Origin of the sequence: Rathayibacter sp. AY1C9 (assembly GCF_002932315.1) — a bacterium.
Lineage (GTDB): Bacteria > Actinomycetota > Actinomycetes > Actinomycetales > Microbacteriaceae > Rathayibacter.
Window position 1 is genome coordinate 59,901 of the sequence record NZ_PSVZ01000004.1, and the last position, 16,349, is coordinate 76,249.

Genomic DNA, 16,349 nt, shown 5'->3' on the forward strand with positions numbered 1-16,349 from the left:
ATACCGGTGGGTCCCGCGGAGCCTCCGATCGCTGCCGCGGGCGGTCCGTCGCACTCGATTTGACGAGACGGGGGGAGACGCTGGTAATGTGATCCCTCGGTTCGGCACGCACGATCAGCCGGCCGGAACGCACCTCTAGCTCAATCGGCAGAGCAACTGACTCTTAATCAGTGGGTTCTCGGTTCAAGTCCGAGGGGGTGCACCACCAGCCCCGCACCTCCTCGTGAGGTGCGGGGCTTCGTCGTTCCCGGACCGAGTCCGTTCCCGACCTCCTCGGAGCGCCCGCGGGGGGAGCGCCGGCCCGTACTCACTCGCTGGAGGGTGCGGCGGTCGACGGGTCGAGCAGCGGCAGGACTCCGCGGAAGCCGACGCTCGTGGAGCCGATCCCGACGTCGAGCGCGTCGGAGGCCCGGGCCTGGTCGTCTGCGGCGGCGGTCATGCTCAGGGTGATGCCCGTCCGCGTGGAGGTCCGGGCGACGGTGCTCCAGGCGAGGTCGACGTCTCCGTCCGCCGACGCCAACAGGCGCCTGAGCATCCGCACGGTGTCCGGCGCAGAATGCGGACCGACCCCCGTTCGCGTGGCAGGATCTCCGTTCGCTTCCGTTTCCCCTCCAGAAAGGACCGATGTGCCCGAAGACGTCCTCCCCGTGATCGGCTCGATCGCGCTCGCCGTGGTGATCGCGGTCGTGATCGCCGTGGTCGCGACCGCCGTCGTCGCCCTCGTGCTGCGCTCGGTCGGCAAGCGCAAGACCTGGGCGCGCCTGCTGATCCGGCGTCTGCGCATCCCGTTCCGCGTGCTGCTGATGACCATCGCGGTCTGGGCCGCGCTCGCCGCCACCGTGTCGGGCGACCCCTGGCCGGGTCTCGTGCAGCGGGTGTTCCAGATCGCCACGATCGGCGCGGCGGCGTGGGTGATCGGATCCCTGTTCGTGTTCCTCGAGGACCTGGGCGCCGAGCGCTACCGGACCGACACGGCCGACAACCGCCGGGCACGCCGCCTCCGCACGCAGATGACGATCATCCGGAGGGTCGCCGTGGCGGCCGTCGTGGTCATCGCGATCGGCGCCTCGCTGCTGACCTTCCCCGAGGCCCGTACGGCCGGTGCGAGCCTCCTGGCCTCGGCCGGCGTGCTCTCGATCGTGGCGGGCCTGGCCGCGCAGTCGAGCCTCACGAACATCTTCGCCGGGATGCAGCTCGCCTTCAGTGACGCCATCCGCCTGGACGACGTGGTGATCGTCGAGACCGAGTGGGGGCGGATCGAGGAGATCACGCTGACCTATGTCGTCGTCCACCTCTGGGACGACCGCCGCCTGGTGCTGCCCACGAACTACTTCACGACCCAGCCGTTCCAGAACTGGACCCGCACCGGGTCCGAGCTGCTCGGCGCCGTCGAGCTCGACCTGGACTGGCGGGTGAGCCCCGAGCAGATGCGCGACGAGCTGCACCGCATGCTCGAGGAGACGGACCTCTGGGACCGGCGCACCAGCGTGCTGCAGGTGACCGACGCGACGGGCGGCTTCGTCCGGATCCGGGTGCTCGTCACCGCGAAGGACGCGCCGACGCTCTTCGACCTGCGCTGCTACGTGCGCGAGCGGCTCGTCTCGTGGCTGCACGAGAACGACCCCGTCGCCCTGCCGCGTCAGCGCGTCGAGATGGAGCGGGAGCCCGCTCGCGCCGCGACCCCGCGCCGGCACGGGTCCTCCGCCCCGGACAACCTGTTCTCGGGCGACGAGCGCTCGAACGAGCGGGGGGCGATGTTCACAGGTCTCATCGACCTGCGGGACACCCCGAAGCGGGACACCCCGAAGCGGGAGCTGCCGCCGCGGGACTGACTCCTGCGAGGACGCCGCTCGCACGGCCGCACCCGGGGTGCGCGCGGCGAGCGGCGTCCCGCACTGCGGTCAGCGGTTCACGGAGCTCATGTCGGCGTAGCGGTCGCCGACGGGGGCCTCGAGCGAGCCGAGGACGTCGAGCTGCTCCGCGGTCAGCACGAGGGCATCCGCGGCGGCGTTCTCCTCGATGCGCGAGACGCGCTTGGTGCCCGGGATCGGAGCGATGTCCTCGCCCTGGGCGAGCAGCCAGGCGAGCGCCACCTGCGCGGCGGTCGCGTCCGCCTCTGCCGCCACACGGTCGACGGCCTCCACGATGCGGAGGTTCGCCTCCAGCGCTCCGTCGGCGAAGCGGGGGTTGTCGCGGCGGAAGTCGTCGCTGCCCAGCTCGGCGACCGAGCGGATGCTGCCCGTGAGGAAGCCGCGGCCCAGCGGCGAGTACGGGACGAAGCCGATGCCGAGCTCGCGGAGGACCGGCAGCACCTCCGCCTCGGGGTCGCGGGTCCAGAGCGAGTACTCGGACTGCACAGCGGTGACCGGGTGCACGGCGTGAGCGCGCCGGATCGTCGCGGGCGCCGCCTCCGAGAGGCCGTAGCCGCGGAGCTTGCCCTCCTGGATCAGCTCCGCGAAAGCCCCGGCGGTCTCCTCGACGGGGACGCCCGGGTCCATGCGGTGCTGGTAGTAGAGGTCGATGCGGTCGGTCCCGAGGCGCGCGAGCGAGCCCTCGACGGCGAGCCGCAGGTTCTCCGGGGAGCCGTCGAGTCCGCGGCCCCCGTCGCCGCGGTGGCGGATCATGCCGAACTTGCTCGCCAGCACGACCTCGTCGCGGCGGCCTGCCAGCGCTCGGCCGAGCAGCTCCTCGTTGGTGTACGGGCCGTAGATCTCGGCGGTGTCGAGGAACGTGACGCCCAGATCGAGGGCGCGGTGCACGGTGCGGATCGACTCCGCGTCGTCGGTGCCGGCGCCGGTGTAGAACGCCGACATGCCCATCGCGCCGAGACCGAGGCGCGAGACCTCGAGGGCGGCGACGTCGGATCCGAGGGTGATCGTCTTCATCAGTGGGTGGTCCTCTCCTGGTACGCCGCGATCTTGATGTCGATCGCGGCGAGGCTGGCGTGTGTCCGGGCGAGGTGCGCCTCGACCTCCTCGCGGTGCGTCCGGAGCAGCGCGAGGCGCTCCGGCTCCGTGGCGGGCCCGATCCGGAGGAGCCGGGCGTACTCGCGGATCCGCGCGATCGGCATCCCGGTCGCGCGGAGCTTGGTGAGGAAGTCGACCCAGCCGACGTCGGCCGGCCGGTAGCGGCGGTGCTGCGACGAGGCGCGCTCGACCGGGTCGAGCATGAGCCCGGCGCGCTCGTAGTAGCGCAGGGTGTGCACGGTGAGACCGGTGACGGCGGCGACCTGCGAGATCGACAGCACCTCCGGCTCGGCCGGGGCGGCGGTGGCGGTGGACATGGCGTCAACCTACGACTTCGAGTGCGCTCGAGGTCAAGCGGGAGCGGGCGACTCAGCCGACCTCGCGGCTGAAGCCCAGGAGGGCCTCGGCGATGCGGGCGTCCGCCTCCTCGTGGCTGATGGTCGCCACGCCGTCGCCCGCCTGCGGCCCGTACCAGCCGAAGTCGGCGTGGTTGGCGCCGTCGATCTCGACGAGGTCGGCGGAGGAGGGCAGCCGGACGCTCGCGTCGGCGACCTTCTCCGGCGTGCTGAGCCCGTCCTCCGATCCGCTGACACTGAGGACGGGGAGCCCGGAGCCCGAGAGGTCGTTCGCGCAGTAGCTGCCGAGCAGCACCAGGCCCGCCACCGCCGGGTCCTCGGCCCACTGGCAGGCCTTCACGCCGCCGAGGGAGTGGCCGCCGACGAGCCAGCGGTCGACGCCCTCGGCCTGGCTGGTGAAGGTCTCGAGCGAGCGGAGGTCGAAGAAGGCCAGGTGCAGGATCGGCCGCGTGATCACGACGGTCGCCCCGGCGTCGACCAGCGGAGCCAGGGTCGCCTCGTAGGAGGAGGCGTCGACCTTCGCTCCGGGGATGAAGACCAGGCCCGTGCCGGCCAGCTCGCCGGTCGAGGTCGGCGTCATCACGAGCGCGTCGTCCGTGCGCTCGACCGCGATCGCCGGATCGGCGCGCACACGGGCGAGGGCGTCCTCGTCGGGGCCGCTGACGATCGAGCTCCAGGTGAGGAAGCCGAGGACCGCGACTCCGAGGACTCCGCCGATGCTCGCGAGAACGACGCGGCGGCGCCTCATCGGGCTGCCGCGATCGCGTCGGCCGCCTGCACCAGGGCGAGGTGGGAGAGGGCCTGGGGAGTGTTCCCCGCGTGCCGGCGGCCCTCGACGTCGTACTCCTCCGAGAGGAGGCCCACGTCGTTGCAGAGCCCGACGAGCCGGTCCATCAGGGTCCGCGCGTCGTCGATCCGGCCGGAGTCGGCGTACTGCCGGACGAGCCAGAAGGAGCAGGCGAGGAACGGGTGCTCGCCGCCCGCGAGGCCGTCGACCGAGGACTCGGTCCGGTAGCGGTGCAGCAGGCCGTCCTGCAGGAGCACGCGCTCCAGCTCGGCGACGGTGCCCAGCATCCGCGGGTCGTCGGCGGGGACGAAGCCGACCATCGGCAGCACGAGGAGCGACGCGTCGACCTCGGGCGAGCCGTAGGACTGCACGAAGTGGCCGCGCTCGGCGTCGAAGCCCTGGGCCTCGATCTCGGCGCGCACCTCGTCGCGGAGGCGCTCCCAGGTCTCGACCGGACCGGGCAGGCCGTTCTCGCGCACGGCGCGGACGCCCCGATCGAGCGCGGCCCAGATCATGACCCGCGAGTGCGTGAAGTGCCGCGGCTCGCCCCGGATCTCCCAGATGCCGTTGTCCGGCCGCTGCCAGTTGGTCTCGACGAAGCCCAGGAGCGCGCGCTGGAGCGGCCAGGAGAACTCCGTCTCGTCCACTCCGGCCACGCGGGCCTCGTGCAGAGCGACCATCACCTCGCCGATCACGTCCGCCTGGTACTGGTCGACGGCGGCGTTCCCGATCCGCACGGGGGAGGCGCCGTCGTAGCCGGGCAGGCTCGGCATCTCCCGCTCGGGCAGGTCGCGCTCGCCGGCGAGGCCGTACATGATCTGCACGTCCTCCGGCGCGCCCGCGACCGCGCGGAGCAGCCAGGCCCGCCACTTCTGCGCCTCCTGCTCGAACCCGTGCGCGAGCAGGGCCTGCAGGGTGAGCGAGGCGTCGCGGAGCCAGACGTAGCGGTAGTCCCAGTTGCGGGCGCCGCCGAACTGCTCCGGGAGCGAGGTGGTCGCCGCCGCGACGATGCCGCCGGTCTCGTCGTCGGTGAGGGCGCGGAGGGTCAGCAGCGAGCGGACGACGGCGTCGCGGTGCGGGCCGTCGTAGTCGATCGCCGACGCCCACTCGGACCACCAGGAGAGCGTGCGCTCCAGCGCGCGGTCGACGTCGAGGCGCTTCGGCGCCCGCTGGTGCGAGGGGAACCACGCCATCGAGAGGTCGACGACCGCGTCCGCGTCGACGTCGAACTCCGCCGCGTGGGCGTGGTCGACGGCCTTCAACCGCACTCCGCGCACCACGACCGCGTCGGGCCCGGCGACGGCGACGAGCAGCGGATCCTCGTCCGTCCCCTCCTGCCGCACCCACGGCATGGTGCGGGCGTAGTCGAAGCGGATGCGCAGCTCCTGCCGCATCCGGACGGTCCCCGACACTCCGCGCACCCGGCGCACCAGCTCGGCGCGCTCGTCGCGCAGCGGCATCACGTCGACCACCTCGACGACGCCGGTGGGAGTCGTCCACCGGGTGACCAGCGCGAGCGTGTCGCCGAGGTAGTGGCGCTCGCTCGTCGCCTCCCCGTCCACCGGCCGCAGCGACCAGCGCCCCTGGTCGTCGCCGCCGAGGAGGGCGCCGAAGACGGAGGCGGAGTCGAAGCGCGGCAGGCACAGCCAGTCGATCCCCCCGTCGCGGGAGACGAGAGCGGCCGTGCGGCAGTCGGAGAGGACGGCGTAGTCCTCGATCGGGGAGACCATGCGGCGATCCTCTCAGGTGCGGCTGTGGCCTCCCAGTCAAGGCGGAGCGGGGCTCTTCAGCGCCGCCGTAGGGTGAGCCGCATGGCACAGACCGTCTCGACCCTGCTCATCCTCGGAGCGACGGGGGACCTGTCCTCGCGGCTCCTCCTCCCCGCCGTCGGCCAGCTGCTGACCCGCGAGACCGACCGGCGGGTCCATCTCGTCGGCGCGGGACGCGAGGACTGGACCCAGGAGCACTGGCACGAGGTGCTGACCGCCTCCTTCGCCACCGTCGAGGCGCAGGGCGAGGGCGTGGACGCGCTCACCTCCGGCACGCGCTACCAGCAGATCGACGTCACCGATCCGGAGGCGCTCGCCGCACTGCTCGCGAGCTGCGACGGTCCGGTGGCGGTCTACTTCGCCCTCCCGCCGGCGATCGCGGCGAAGGCCTGCGAGGCGCTCGCCGCCCACGACCTGCCGGAGGGCACCGTGCTGGCGCTGGAGAAGCCGTTCGGGACCGACGAGGCGAGCGCACACGCCCTCAACCAGCGCCTCGCCGCGCTGGTCCCCGAGGACCGCATCCACCGCGTCGACCACTTCCTCGGCCGCGCGACCGTGATGAACGTGCTCGGCCTGCGCTTCGCGAACCGGATCCTCGAGCCGCTGTGGTCGGCCGAGCACATCGAGAGCGTCGAGATCGTCTACGACGAGCAGCTGGCCCTCGAGGGGCGGGCGAGCTACTACGACGGCGCGGGCGCGCTGACCGACATGATCCAGAGCCACCTGCTGCAGGTCCTCGCGGTGATCGCGATGGAGCCGCCGTCCTCGCTCGACGCGGCCGACCTCCGGGACGCGAAGTCGATCGTCCTGCGCGCCACCCGCCTGCACGGCGACGACCCCGCCGCGAGCTCGCGCCGCGCCCGCTACACGGCGGGGACGATCGACGGACGCGAGCTGCCCGCCTACGCGGACGAGAAGGGCGTGGACCCCGCTCGCCGGACCGAGACGCTGGCCGAGCTGGTCGTCGAGATCGACACCTGGCGCTGGGCAGGCGTGCCGTTCACCCTCCGCTCCGGCAAGGCGCTCGGGGAGCGGCGGCGCGAAGTGGTCATCCGCTTCAAGCCGGTGCCGCACCTGCCCCGCGGCTTCGTGGGCACCGAGGCGCCGTCCGTGCTGCGGCTGTTCCTCGCGCCCGACCAGATGTCGCTCGAGCTGAACATCAACGGCCCCGGCGACCCGTACACGCTTGAGCGCGCCTCGCTGGAGGCGACCTTCGGCGCGGGCGAGCTGCTGGCGTACGGCGAGGTCATCTCGGGGATCCTTGACGACGACCCGTCGCTCTCGGTCCGCGGGGACGCCGCCGAGGAGTGCTGGCGCATCGTGCAGCCCGCGATCGACGCGTGGCACGCGGATCGAGTGCCGCTCGACGAGTACCCGGCGGGCAGCGAGGGCCCCGGGAGCTGGCCGACGCTCTGAAGGGCGGCCGGGGGAGGGTCGGCTACGGGGGATCTCGGGACGGCGGCGGTGCCGCCTCCTCGATCAGCGGGAAGGGCGACGTCGCTCGTCGGGTCGGCCGGAGGGCGAGCCCGCCGGCTGACCGCTCGGGTCAGGAGCGGGTCGCGACGGGGGTGTCGACGGCGACGTCGGCGGGGGCCGGCTCCGCCCAGACGGCGATCGGCTTCGGCTCCCAGGTGAGGGCGGCCGGCTCCACCGGGGGAGTGGAGGCGCGCATCGCGGGGATCGCCTCGGTGACCGGGGACGACGTCCGCTCGGCGCCGGCGCGGAGCTGCTCCTCCTGGATGGCGGCGGAGAGCTCGTGGGCGAGGGAGCGCGCGAGCATCCCGTGGAAGATCGGGTCGCGGTCGTCGTGGCTGCGGCGCGTGACGACCCAGGCGCCCTCGGATCCGACGAAGGCCGCGAGCCGCTCGTGGACGACGGCGAAGAGCTCGTCCTGCGTGAGGACGGGGGCCGCCTCGACGACCTCGGGGGCCGCCTTGCGGCGCCTCAGACGAAACCTCATGACGAACCCCGTTTCCCGTGCCGGCAGCGACTGGGAACAGTGTCGCCGCCACCGGGTCGGGAGACCGGCTGACACGCCGCCCCGCGGGGAGGCGGCGCGTCAGGAGGGCCTAGCGGTCGCGCTTCTTGCCGCGCTCCTCCTTGACGATCTCCTTCGAGTCGTAGGACACGGAGCCCAGGGCGACGGTGACCGAGATGGCCCAGCTGACCCACTGGAGGGCCAGGCGCCAGTCGCGCGGGCCCTTGCGCGTGGTCTGCAGGATCGACCAGCCGCCGACGATCGCGCTGATGACGCTGGAGTTGAGGATGAACTTGCGCATGCGTGTGCCTCCCGTGTTCACCCCGACGCTAGCGGGTGCGAAAGCTCTCAGAGGAACGCTTGACAGCACCGAGGGGTTGTCCCGCTACGGTGGACCGCCGCCGGGACCCGAATCCTCGAGCCGGGGCACGCCGAGGAGAACGGGAACGACATGCGCACGGCTGTGATCGGGGCGGTGCTGCTCCTCGTCGGGGCGGTGGCCGTCGTCACGGGGGTCCTCCCGATGGACGCGCTGGGCGAGCTGGTCGAGCGGACGGCGCCGATCCTCGGCTTCGTGGTCGCGGTGACCGTGGTCGCCGAGCTGGCCTCCGAGGCCGGCGTCTTCACCGTGGTCGCCGAGCGCTCCGCCGAGTGGGGCCGCGGGCGGACCGCGGTGCTCTGGCTGCTGGTGGTGGCGATGGCCGTCGTCAGCACGGTGTTCCTCTCGCTCGACACGACCGCCGTGCTCCTGACCCCGGTCGTGGTCCTGCTCGCGGCGCACGTGCGCGTCCCGCCCCTGCCGTTCGCGATGGCCACGGTCTGGCTGGCGAACTGCGCCTCCCTCCTCCTCCCCGTCTCGAACCTCACCAACCTGCTCGCGCAGCGGCGCCTGGGGGTCGAGGGCCCCTTCGCCTTCGCCGCGCTGACCGCGGTGCCCGCGCTCGTCGCGGCCGTCGTGCCCGTGCTGATCCTCGCGATCCGCTACCGGCGCGAGCTGGCCGGGCGCTACACCTCGGGGGAGCGGACGCCGGTGGAGGACCGGGTGCTGCTCATCGGCGCGGGGACCGTCGTGGCGCTGCTCCTGCCGGCGCTCGTCTCGGGCCTCGAGGTGTGGATCCCGGCGACGGTCGCCGCGGTCGCGCTGATCGTCCTCTTCGCGGTGCGCCGTCCCGCGGCGCTCACGCCCGCCCTCCTGCCGTGGCAGCTCGTCGTCTTCGCGGCGGGCCTCTTCGTGGCGATGGAGGCGGCGCACCAGCTCGGGCTGGGCGCGGCGCTCGCCGTGGTCGCGGGGGAGGGGAGCGGGACGCTCGACCTGCTGCGCCTCGCCGGCTCCGGCGCGGTCGCCTCCAACCTGGTCGACAACCTGCCCGCCTACCTCGCCCTCGAGCCCGTCGCGGCGGATCCGCTCCGCCTGGTCGCCCTGCTGATCGGCGTGAACGCCGGACCGTTGATCACCCCGTGGGCCTCGCTCGCCACCCTGCTCTGGCACCAGAGGCTGACCGCGCTGGGCGTGCACGTCTCGTGGCGCCAGTACGCGCTCCTCGGACTCGTCGCGGTCGTCCCGACGGTGGGCGGAGCGACGCTCGCCCTCGCCCTCGTGCAGGGCTGATCCCCCGTCCCCCGAGCGGGGCCGGCTGATAGCCTCGACGGGCACGACGACGGCTCGACCGACGAAAAGGGACCACCATTCCTCCGCACTCCGCCTCCGCCTCCTCCGCCGCTGACAGGACCGACGCCGGGACCTCGGGAGGGACCGAGCGCAACGCGTTCGTGGTCGTCTCGAACCGCCTCCCCGTGGACCGCGTCGTGGCCGAGGACGGCACCGCGTCCTGGAAGACCTCGCCCGGCGGGCTGGTCACCGCGCTCGAGCCCGTGATGCGCGCGAACGAGGGCGCCTGGGTCGGCTGGCCCGGCGTGGCCGACGAGGAGGTCGCCCCGTTCGTCGACAACGGCGTGCAGATCGTCCCCGTCGCCCTCAGCGCGCAGGAGCTCGAGGACTACTACGAGGGCTTCTCGAACGACACGCTCTGGCCGCTGTACCACGACGTGATCGCGCCCCCGACCTACCACCGCGACTGGTGGGACGCCTACGTGCGGGTCAACCAGCGCTTCGCCGAGGCGGCCGCGGCCGTGACGGAGGAGGACGGCGTGGTCTGGGTCCAGGACTACCAGCTCCAGCTCGTGCCCAAGATGCTGCGGGAGCTCCGGCCCGACGTCACGATCGGCTTCTTCAACCACATCCCGTTCCCGCCCTACGGGATCTTCGCGCAGCTCCCGTGGCGCCGGCAGATCGTCGAGGGCCTGCTCGGCGCCGACGTGATCGGCTTCCAGCGCCAGGGAGACGCGGGCAGCTTCCTCCGCGCGGTCCGGCGCCTGCTGGGCTACGACACCCGCAGCACGGTCGTCGAGGTCCCGGTCGAGGAGGAGGCCGTCGGCGGCACCCGCCGCGTCAACCGCTCGCGGCGCGGGGCGAGCGTGCGCCCGGTCGTCGCCCGGCACTTCCCGATCTCGATCGACTCCGCGTCGTTCGAGGCGATGGCGCGCACCCCCGAGATCCAGGCCCGCGCCGCCGAGATCCGCGCCGAGCTGGGCAACCCCGCGACGATCATGCTCGGCGTCGACCGGCTCGACTACACCAAGGGGATCGGCCACCGCCTGAAGGCCTTCGGCGAGCTCCTGGCGGACGGCCGCCTCACCTCCGAGGACGCGGTGCTGGTGCAGGTCGCGAGCCCGAGCCGCGAGCGCGTGGACACCTACCGGCAGCTGCGCGACGACATCGAGCTGCAGGTCGGCCGGATCAACGGCGACTACAGCACGCTCGGGCACCCGGCGATCAGCTACCTCCATCACGGCTACCCGCGCGAGGAGATGGTGGCGCTCTACCTCGCCGCCGACGTCATGCTCGTGACGGCCCTGCGCGACGGGATGAACCTCGTCGCGAAGGAGTACGTCGCGTCCCGCTTCGACAACGACGGCGTGCTCGTGCTGAGCGAGTTCGCCGGAGCGGCCGACGAGCTCAAGCAGGCCGTGCAGGTGAACCCGCACGACATCTCGGGGCTGAAGGACGCGATGGAGGCCTCGGCGCGGATGCCGCGCGTCGAGCGCACCCGGCGCATGCGCGCGCTCCGTCGCCGCGTGCTCGAGAACGACGTGGCGCGCTGGTCCGAGTCGTTCCTCTCCGCTCTCGCGGAGCACGCGGCCGGCCAGCAGCTCGACGTGCGGCCCGCCGCCCGCGGGCAGGAGGCGCCGCACGGCCAGGAGGCCGAGCACCGCGACGACTCGGCGCACGGACAGGCGGCCGAGCTCGAGCGGGAGGCCGCCGACGACCGCGAGCTCGACGGCGGCGCGCGATGAGCGAGGGAGTGCCCGAGCGGCTCGCGGCGGCGCTGCGGGAGCTCGCCGCGGCCGACCGGCTCCTGGTGGCCCTCGACTTCGACGGCACACTCGCGCCCGAGGTCGACGACCCCGCCCGCGCGCGGGCGCTCCCCGAGGCGCGCGAGGCCGTGCTGCGGCTCCTCGCCCTCCCCGGCACCCGGGTCGCGCTGGTCTCCGGCCGGGCGCTCGGGAGCCTGGAGGAGGTCTCGCAGCTGCCGGACGAGGCGCTGCTGGTCGGCTCCCACGGCATCGAGATCCGCCTCGACCCCGAGGAGGACGCGGTCCGGCTCGACGACGACGAGCTCGAGAAGGTGGGAGTGCTCGAGGACGTCCTGAAGGGCATCGCCCGCGGGATCGACAACGTCTGGATCGAGGACAAGCCGGCCGGCTTCGCCCTGCACACCCGCCTCGCGACCGAGCGCCACAGCCGCGTCGCCCACGTCGTCGCCCTCTCCGAGGCGCGCGCCGAGGTGCAGGGGGTCACCGTCCGCGAGGGGAAGAACGTCCTGGAGTTCTCGGTCCGCTCGACCACCAAGGGCGAGGCCGTGCAGCACCTCCGCCGCTACACCGGCGCGACCGCCGTCCTCTATGCGGGCGACGACGTGACGGACGAGGACGCCTTCGCGGTCCTCGGCTCCGGCGACGTCGGCATCAAGAGCGGCGAGGGCACCACCGCGGCCTCCTACCGGGTCCGCGGTCCCGAGCAGGTCGCGCACGCACTCCGGCTGCTGGCCGACCTGCGCGCGGAGTAGCAGCCCCCTTCCGGCGGTCAGCGCCGGCGGGTCCCGGATCGCCGACTCGCCGAGGACGGCCGTCCGCCGACGCGGGGAACGGCCGTTCGCGACGAGTCGGAGATCCGCGGGGACGTCCGCATCCGGTGCCGCTGCCGGAGGCCGGGGCAGGAACGGGTGCGCGGGCCGGTCCGGGTCCGCCCGGCGAGCAGGGGCACCGCGCGCGAGGCGGTAGCCTCATCGCATGCCGGAAATCGATTGGAAGCCCCGCTCGCGCACCGTCACGGACGGCATCGAGGCCACGACGTCGCGCGGGATGCTGCGGGCGGTCGGGATGGGCGATGACGACTGGGAGAAGCCCCAGATCGGCATCGCGTCCTCGTGGAACGAGATCACCCCCTGCAACCTCTCGCTCGAGCGCCTCGCGCGCTCCGCGAAGGAGGGCGTGCACTCCGGCGGCGGCTACCCGCTCCAGTTCGGCACCATCTCCGTCTCGGACGGCATCTCGATGGGCCACGAGGGCATGCACTTCTCGCTCGTCTCCCGCGAGGTCATCGCCGACTCCGTCGAGACCGTGATGATGGCCGAGCGCCTGGACGGCACCGTCATGCTGGCCGGCTGCGACAAGTCGCTGCCCGGCATGCTGATGGCCGCGGCCCGCCTCGACCTCGCCGCCGTGTTCGTCTACGCCGGCTCGATCGCCCCGGGCTGGGTCAAGCTCTCGGACGGCACGGAGAAGGACATCACGATCATCGACTCCTTCGAGGCCGTCGGCGGCGTCAAGGCCGGGATCATGTCCGAGGAGGACGCCAAGCGCATCGAGTGCGCCTTCGCCCCGGGCGAGGGCTCCTGCGGCGGCATGTACACCGCCAACACCATGGCCAGCGTCGCCGAGGCGCTCGGCATGAGCCTGCCCGGCTCCGCCTCGCCCGCCGCCGCCGACCGCCGCCGCGACTACTTCGCCCGCAAGTCCGGCGAGGCCGTCGTCGAGCTGCTGCGCAACGGCACCACGGCCCGCGACATCCTCACCAAGAAGGCGTTCGAGAACGCGATCGCGGTGGCGATGGCCTTCGGCGGGTCGACCAACGTCATCCTGCACCTGCTCGCGATCGCCAACGAGGCCGAGGTCGACCTCACGATCGACGACTTCAACCGCATCGGCGACACGATCCCGCACATCGGCGACCTCAAGCCCTTCGGCAAGTACGTCATGAACGACGTCGACCGCCACGGCGGCGTCCCGGCCGTGATGAAGGCGCTCCTGGACGCCGGGCTGCTCCACGGCGACTGCCTGACGGTCACCGGGAGGACGGTCGCCGAGAACCTCGCCGCGATGGACATCGCACCGCTGGACGGCGAGGTCATCCGCACCCTCGACAACCCGATCCACGCGACCGGCGGGCTCACCATCCTCAAGGGCTCGCTCGCCCCCGAGGGCGCGGTCGTCAAGACCGCCGGCTTCGACGCCTCCGTCTTCGAGGGTCCGGCCCGCGTGTTCGAGCGCGAGCGCGCCGCGATGGACGCTCTGACCGAGGGCCGGATCGAGAAGGGCGACGTGGTGGTCATCCGCTACGAGGGCCCCAAGGGCGGCCCCGGCATGCGCGAGATGCTCGCCATCACCGCCGCCATCAAGGGGGCCGGGCTCGGAAAAGATGTACTACTGTTGACGGACGGACGATTCTCAGGCGGCACAACCGGCCTGTGCATCGGCCACATAGCTCCCGAATCGGTGGACGCAGGTCCCATCGCATTCGTTCGCGACGGAGACCCGATTCGGGTCGACATCGCCGCTCGCTCGATCGACCTACTCGTCGACGAGTCCGAGCTCGCCGCCCGCCGAGAAGGCTGGGCCCCTCTCCCTCCGCGCTACACCCGCGGTGTCCTCGCCAAGTACGCCAAGCTCGTCCGCTCGGCAGCCGAGGGCGCCGTCACCGGGTGACCCGGCCCGCTCCGGCCGGCCGCGCACTCGCGTTCCCGGGCACTCGCCTCCGGCTCTGCCCGCCGCCGCACCACCTCCTGAAGGAATCGACACCCGCATGACTCCGGATCCGTCCGCCGTGCAGCCCGCACCGACGCCCCAGCCACCCCGACCCGCCTCCGCTCCCGGGGCCGCCCCCGCGGCCGAGGTCCTCACCGGAGCGCAGGCGGTCGTCCGCTCGCTCGAGATGCTCGGGATCGAGGACGTCTTCGGCCTGCCCGGCGGCGCGATCCTCCCGGTCTACGACCCGCTGATGGACTCCTCGAAGATCCGGCACATCCTGGTCCGCCACGAGCAGGGCGCCGGCCACGCCGCCGAGGGCTACGCCTCGGCGACCGGCAGGCTCGGCGTCTGCATCGCGACCTCGGGCCCCGGAGCGACCAACCTGGTCACCGCGATCGCGGACGCCTACATGGACTCCGTCCCGATGCTCGCGATCACCGGCCAGGTGTTCTCGACGCTCATGGGGACCGACGCGTTCCAGGAGGCGGACATCGTCGGCATCACGATGCCGATCACGAAGCACTCCATCCTCGTGACGCGTCCCGAGGACATCCCCTCGGCCCTCGCCTCCGCCGCGCTGATCGCCACCACCGGCCGCCCCGGCCCCGTGCTGGTCGACATCACGAAGGACGCGCAGCAGGACCAGGCGCCGTTCCTCTGGCCGCCGAAGATCGACCTGCCCGGCTACCGTCCGGTCACGAAGGCCCACGGCAAGCAGATCCAGGCCGCGGCCCAGCTGCTGGTCGAGTCGCGGAAGCCGGTGCTCTACGTGGGCGGCGGCATCATCCGCGCCCGCGCGGCCGCCGAGCTGAAGGCGTTCGCCGAGGCCTGCGGCGCCCCCGTGGTGACCACGCTGATGGCGCGCGGAGCGTTCCCGGACTCGCACGAGCAGCACCTGGGCATGCCCGGCATGCACGGCACCGTCCCCGCGGTGCTCGCGCTGCAGGAGGCGGACCTGATCCTCGCGCTGGGCTCGCGCTTCGACGACCGCGTGACCGGCAAGGCGGCGCTCTTCGCGCCCCACGCCAAGGTCGTGCACGTCGACATCGACCCGGCCGAGATCTCCAAGATCCGCACCGCCGACGTGCCGATCGTGGGCGACCTCAAGGACGTCCTCCCGGACCTCACCGACGCGTTCGCCAAGGCCTCCGCCGACGGCCGCGCCGACACCTCCGAGTGGTGGAGCTACCTCAAGGGCCTGCAGACGGAGTTCCCGCTCGGCTACACCGAGCCGAACGACGGCCTGCTCTCGCCGCAGTACGTCATCAAGCGCATCGGCGAGATCACCGGCCCCGAGGGCGTCTTCGCCTCCGGCGTCGGCCAGCACCAGATGTGGGCGGCGCAGTTCATCAAGTACGAGCGCCCCAACTCGTGGCTGAACTCCGGCGGCGCCGGCACCATGGGCTACTCCGTGCCCGCGGCGATGGGCGCCAAGGTCGGCGAGCCCGAGCGCACCGTGTGGGCGATCGACGGCGACGGCTGCTTCCAGATGACCAATCAGGAGCTCGCCACCTGCACGATCAACGACATCCCGATCAAGGTCGCGGTGATCAACAACTCCTCGCTCGGCATGGTGCGCCAGTGGCAGACCCTGTTCTACGAGGGCCGCTACTCCAACACCGACCTCAACACGGGTCACGACACCGTCCGGGTGCCCGACTTCGTGAAGCTCGCCGACGCCTACGGCGCGCTCGGCATCCGCGTCACGAAGCCGGAGGAGATCGACGACGCCATCCGCCTCGCCATCGCCACCAACGACCGGCCCGTGGTGATCGACTTCGTCGTCAGCCGCGACTCCATGGTCTGGCCGATGGTCCCGCAGGGCGTCTCCAACAGCTACGTCCAGTACGCCCGAGACCACAGCCCGACCTGGGACGACGAGGAGTAGACCCGCATGACGCACCACGTTCTCTCCCTGCTCGTCGAGGACAAGCCGGGACTGCTCACCCGTGTCGCCGGGCTGTTCGCCCGCCGCGGCTTCAACATCGAGTCGCTGGCGGTCGGTCCGACCGAGCTGGCCGGGCTCTCGCGCATCACGGTCGCCGTGGACGTCGAGGACCTGCCGCTCGAGCAGGTCACGAAGCAGCTCAACAAGCTCGTCAACGTGATCAAGATCGTCGAGCTCGACACCGACCAGTCGGTCCAGCGCGAGCACCTGCTCGTCAAGGTCCGCGTCGACAACGTCACGCGCTCGCAGGTGCTCGAGGCCGTCACGCTCTTCCGCGCCCGCGTGGTCGACGTCGCGACCGACGCCCTGGTGATCGAGGTCACCGGCGACACCGGCAAGACCAACGCGTTCCTGCGGGTGATCGAGCCCTACGGCATCAAGGAGATCGCGCAGTCGGGCCTGCTCGCCATCGGGCGCGGCTCCAAGTCGATCACCGAGCGCGTCTTCAAGAACTGACC

At 72.5% G+C, this 16,349-nt stretch carries 15 protein-coding genes and 1 tRNA gene; 9 read left to right on the forward strand and 7 right to left on the reverse strand.

Features of this window, described 5'->3' with window-relative positions; translation table 11 throughout:
* Window positions 1–129: 129 nt before the first annotated feature.
* Window positions 130–205, forward strand: a tRNA-Lys gene (locus C5D09_RS04610).
* Between the two features lie 102 nt (window positions 206–307).
* Here C5D09_RS04610 and C5D09_RS17395 read toward each other — a convergent pair.
* Window positions 308–535, reverse strand: a complete 228-nt coding sequence (locus C5D09_RS17395) for a hypothetical protein (RefSeq protein WP_181135007.1) — start codon at window positions 533–535, stop codon at window positions 308–310.
* A gap of 91 nt (window positions 536–626) precedes the next feature.
* On the opposite strand from C5D09_RS17395, the gene C5D09_RS04615 reads away from it, so the two are divergent.
* Window positions 627–1,832 carry a mechanosensitive ion channel family protein gene (locus C5D09_RS04615; RefSeq protein WP_258063236.1) on the forward strand — a complete coding sequence of 402 codons (1,206 nt, stop codon included), beginning with the start codon at window positions 627–629 and terminating at the stop codon, window positions 1,830–1,832.
* A 69-nt stretch (window positions 1,833–1,901) separates the two neighbouring features.
* Here the strand turns inward: C5D09_RS04615 and C5D09_RS04620 are convergent, their stop codons facing one another.
* The 4 genes from C5D09_RS04620 to C5D09_RS04635 are packed head-to-tail and all read right to left on the reverse strand — an operon-like array spanning window position 1,902 to window position 5,839.
* Window positions 1,902–2,885: an aldo/keto reductase gene (locus C5D09_RS04620; protein ID WP_104268707.1), complete on the reverse strand. Its 984-nt coding sequence runs from the start codon at window positions 2,883–2,885 to the stop codon at window positions 1,902–1,904.
* The gene (locus C5D09_RS04625) at window positions 2,885–3,283 is read right to left on the reverse strand and encodes a MerR family transcriptional regulator (protein ID WP_104268708.1); all 399 of its coding nucleotides are present in this window, start codon (window positions 3,281–3,283) and stop codon (window positions 2,885–2,887) included. Before C5D09_RS04625 ends, C5D09_RS04620 begins: the two co-directional genes overlap by 1 nt.
* A 52-nt stretch (window positions 3,284–3,335) precedes the next feature.
* On the reverse strand, window positions 3,336–4,070 hold the full coding sequence (locus C5D09_RS04630; protein WP_104268709.1) for an alpha/beta hydrolase: 735 nt from the start codon (window positions 4,068–4,070) through the stop codon (window positions 3,336–3,338).
* Entirely contained in the window at window positions 4,067–5,839 is a 1,773-nt protein-coding gene (locus C5D09_RS04635; RefSeq protein ID WP_104223549.1) for a glycoside hydrolase family 15 protein, read from the reverse strand. Before C5D09_RS04635 ends, C5D09_RS04630 begins: the two co-directional genes overlap by 4 nt.
* Window positions 5,840–5,920: 81 nt before the next feature.
* Here C5D09_RS04635 and C5D09_RS04640 point away from each other — a divergent pair, with 81 nt between their 5' ends.
* Window positions 5,921–7,294, forward strand: coding sequence for a glucose-6-phosphate dehydrogenase (locus tag C5D09_RS04640; protein WP_181127335.1), 1,374 nt, complete (start codon window positions 5,921–5,923; stop codon window positions 7,292–7,294).
* Window positions 7,295–7,424: 130 nt separating this feature from the next.
* Here the strand turns inward: C5D09_RS04640 and C5D09_RS04645 are convergent, their stop codons facing one another.
* Both C5D09_RS04645 and C5D09_RS04650 read right to left on the reverse strand, forming a co-directional pair.
* Window positions 7,425–7,838: a hypothetical protein gene (locus tag C5D09_RS04645; protein ID WP_104268711.1), complete on the reverse strand. Its 414-nt coding sequence runs from the start codon at window positions 7,836–7,838 to the stop codon at window positions 7,425–7,427.
* A gap of 109 nt (window positions 7,839–7,947) precedes the next feature.
* On the reverse strand, window positions 7,948–8,157 hold the full coding sequence (locus C5D09_RS04650; protein ID WP_104223546.1) for a hypothetical protein: 210 nt from the start codon (window positions 8,155–8,157) through the stop codon (window positions 7,948–7,950).
* A 150-nt stretch (window positions 8,158–8,307) separates the two neighbouring features.
* On the opposite strand from C5D09_RS04650, the gene C5D09_RS04655 reads away from it, so the two are divergent.
* The 6 genes from C5D09_RS04655 to ilvN all read left to right on the forward strand — a co-directional run bounded on the left by C5D09_RS04655 (window position 8,308) and on the right by ilvN (window position 16,347).
* Window positions 8,308–9,465: an SLC13 family permease gene (locus C5D09_RS04655; protein WP_104268712.1), complete on the forward strand. Its 1,158-nt coding sequence runs from the start codon at window positions 8,308–8,310 to the stop codon at window positions 9,463–9,465.
* A gap of 161 nt (window positions 9,466–9,626) precedes the next feature.
* The gene (locus C5D09_RS04660; RefSeq protein WP_104226244.1) at window positions 9,627–11,210 is read left to right on the forward strand and encodes a trehalose-6-phosphate synthase; all 1,584 of its coding nucleotides are present in this window, start codon (window positions 9,627–9,629) and stop codon (window positions 11,208–11,210) included.
* The gene (otsB, locus tag C5D09_RS04665; RefSeq protein ID WP_104226245.1) at window positions 11,207–11,983 is read left to right on the forward strand and encodes a trehalose-phosphatase; all 777 of its coding nucleotides are present in this window, start codon (window positions 11,207–11,209) and stop codon (window positions 11,981–11,983) included. Before C5D09_RS04660 ends, otsB begins: the two co-directional genes overlap by 4 nt.
* 223 nt (window positions 11,984–12,206) lie before the next feature.
* Complete coding sequence (gene ilvD / locus C5D09_RS04670; RefSeq protein ID WP_104250142.1) at window positions 12,207–13,901, forward strand: dihydroxy-acid dehydratase; 1,695 nt, start codon at window positions 12,207–12,209, stop codon at window positions 13,899–13,901.
* A gap of 97 nt (window positions 13,902–13,998) precedes the next feature.
* Window positions 13,999–15,831: an acetolactate synthase large subunit gene (locus C5D09_RS04675; RefSeq protein ID WP_104268713.1), complete on the forward strand. Its 1,833-nt coding sequence runs from the start codon at window positions 13,999–14,001 to the stop codon at window positions 15,829–15,831.
* A 6-nt stretch (window positions 15,832–15,837) separates the two neighbouring features.
* Window positions 15,838–16,347 carry an acetolactate synthase small subunit gene (ilvN, locus tag C5D09_RS04680; RefSeq protein WP_104223540.1) on the forward strand — a complete coding sequence of 170 codons (510 nt, stop codon included), beginning with the start codon at window positions 15,838–15,840 and terminating at the stop codon, window positions 16,345–16,347.
* Window positions 16,348–16,349: the final 2 nt, after the last annotated feature.

Coding starts and splice junctions, on each gene's coding strand:
- C5D09_RS17395 (WP_181135007.1), bottom strand. CDS start 535: ATGCTCAGGCGCCTGTTGGCGTCGGCGGACGGAGACGTCGACCTCGCC.
- C5D09_RS04620 (WP_104268707.1), bottom strand. CDS start 2,885: ATGAAGACGATCACCCTCGGATCCGACGTCGCCGCCCTCGAGGTCTCG.
- C5D09_RS04625 (WP_104268708.1), bottom strand. CDS start 3,283: ATGTCCACCGCCACCGCCGCCCCGGCCGAGCCGGAGGTGCTGTCGATC.
- C5D09_RS04630 (WP_104268709.1), bottom strand. CDS start 4,070: ATGAGGCGCCGCCGCGTCGTTCTCGCGAGCATCGGCGGAGTCCTCGGA.
- C5D09_RS04635 (WP_104223549.1), bottom strand. CDS start 5,839: ATGGTCTCCCCGATCGAGGACTACGCCGTCCTCTCCGACTGCCGCACG.
- C5D09_RS04640 (WP_181127335.1), top strand. CDS start 5,921: ATGGCACAGACCGTCTCGACCCTGCTCATCCTCGGAGCGACGGGGGAC.
- C5D09_RS04645 (WP_104268711.1), bottom strand. CDS start 7,838: ATGAGGTTTCGTCTGAGGCGCCGCAAGGCGGCCCCCGAGGTCGTCGAG.
- C5D09_RS04650 (WP_104223546.1), bottom strand. CDS start 8,157: ATGCGCAAGTTCATCCTCAACTCCAGCGTCATCAGCGCGATCGTCGGC.
- C5D09_RS04655 (WP_104268712.1), top strand. CDS start 8,308: ATGCGCACGGCTGTGATCGGGGCGGTGCTGCTCCTCGTCGGGGCGGTG.
- otsB (WP_104226245.1), top strand. CDS start 11,207: ATGAGCGAGGGAGTGCCCGAGCGGCTCGCGGCGGCGCTGCGGGAGCTC.
- ilvD (WP_104250142.1), top strand. CDS start 12,207: ATGCCGGAAATCGATTGGAAGCCCCGCTCGCGCACCGTCACGGACGGC.
- C5D09_RS04675 (WP_104268713.1), top strand. CDS start 13,999: ATGACTCCGGATCCGTCCGCCGTGCAGCCCGCACCGACGCCCCAGCCA.
- ilvN (WP_104223540.1), top strand. CDS start 15,838: ATGACGCACCACGTTCTCTCCCTGCTCGTCGAGGACAAGCCGGGACTG.